General features: G+C 29.9%; 1 protein-coding gene. It reads left to right on the forward strand.

Features of this window, described 5'->3' with window-relative positions; translation table 11 throughout:
• Nucleotides 1-152 precede the first annotated feature (152 nt).
• On the forward strand, nucleotides 153-1,520 hold the full coding sequence (locus DAHG_RS00040; RefSeq protein ID WP_022936293.1) for a transposase: 1,368 nt from the start codon (nucleotides 153-155) through the stop codon (nucleotides 1,518-1,520).
• The last annotated feature ends 137 nt before the right edge of the window (nucleotides 1,521-1,657 follow it).

Below are 1,657 nucleotides of genomic sequence, written 5' to 3' on the forward strand. Positions count from 1 at the left end.
AAATACTAAATTGTCTACACTTTAAAATGAGACATATGAACTCATTTCATTACACTAAATAGAAGGAGGAACGTTAATACATATTTCTGACAATTAATTTTTGTCATGAATATGTGTTACGTTCCGTTTTTTTATTTAGGAGGTGGGCACATATGCTTAGAATTTGTAAACAAGATAAAAACAAAGTCATGGAACAAGTTAAAAATAAAGTGTTAGACGGTATTATGGCAAGCAACAGTAATTTGATTGATGATATTATACTTTCTATGTGTCATGAAGGTGTCTTGGATAGCTTAGACAAAGGCTTTCCAGATAAGAGAAATACTAATTCCACGATTCCTTTAAGGTTTATTATGGCTTTAGCTATTGCTTCAAAAATGAAAGTCAGAACTAGCTTAACGGATATTCCTTATGCTATTCAAGATTACAGAACATTAGCTGAATTAGGTTATAATGCAATGAATACAGATAAGTCAGATGGTTGGTTTAATGAAGGAACTATCAGGCATTTATTAGGTAAATATAAATCTGAGGATATATTCAATTACTATAACAATGTAGTACAAAAGCATATCTTCAATACTATGGATATTGAAACTAATATTCATATATTAGATTGCACCAAGATAGCAGTTAACTATGATAATGAAAACTATGAAGGTTCAACCTTTGGTTATGATAGATTAGGTAATTCTATGAGAGGTTATAAACTAGCATCTCTAAGAGGTGTCTATAACGATAATGGTTTAATTGAAGATGTTCGTTTTGGTACAGTTAATATTCACGATTTTAAGTTAAGTGAAGAAATGTTAAAGACTACTCCATGTTTCCATGAAGGTGACATCCTATTAATGGATAGGGGATTCACTTCACGAGAAATGATGAACTACTTAAAGACAGTTAGAAAAGTAGATACATACATCCCAGTAAGAAAAAGTATGGAAATATATGAAATAGCTATTGAATTAGCAGAAGAAATTGACGATTGGCAACCTCATCCTACTAGAAAAGACCAAATGATTTGTCATGTTAATAATGTAGGTGAATATTTTAGAACTAGAAATTCTAAGCATGATGTTGACTTAAATTCATGTGTTGTGTGGTCGGAAGATACCCAATCTTATGCTGTGTTTATTACAACAGACATGAATAGGTCAGCAAGTGATATTGTCAATATATATAATATGAGAACTGAAATAGAAGAAGATTTCAGACAACTAAAAGACTTCTGGAAACTTGAAGATTTCAAGAGTACAAAGTTAAATGTTATCTCATTCCATTTAGTATGTGTGTTATTAGGGTATCTGTTTTATCAGTTATACTTAAATACAGAAGATGGACAAAAATACATTGGTAAATGTTTACCAGTAATTCTTAAAAACTATAAACAAGAATTTCTAAATTATCTAGTGCTATTCAGTGGTGAATACTTTTGTAGTATGAGTATGCGTGAGTTTTTAGAGTTTAGAGATGAATGCTCAACTGACGTAAGAAAATTCATTTTAGAGTTTTTCAGTTAAAAATTTAAGATTAATTTTATTCGTAGGGTCTTTGCAGGCTTTTTTGAATAAATAGAAAAAAATAACTTCTAACAACTATTAATGTTAGAAGTTATTTTTATTTGACTGTTCGCAAAGTGTTACTTTACGAATCGCAG

It is taken from the genome of Dielma fastidiosa (assembly GCF_000313565.1).
GTDB classification, from domain to species: Bacteria; Bacillota_I; Bacilli_A; order Erysipelotrichales; family Erysipelotrichaceae; genus Dielma; species Dielma fastidiosa.

Excerpts from the sequence above, each read along its gene's own strand:
- DAHG_RS00040 (WP_022936293.1), top strand. The coding sequence starts at position 153 with ATGCTTAGAATTTGTAAACAAGATAAAAACAAAGTCATGGAACAAGTT.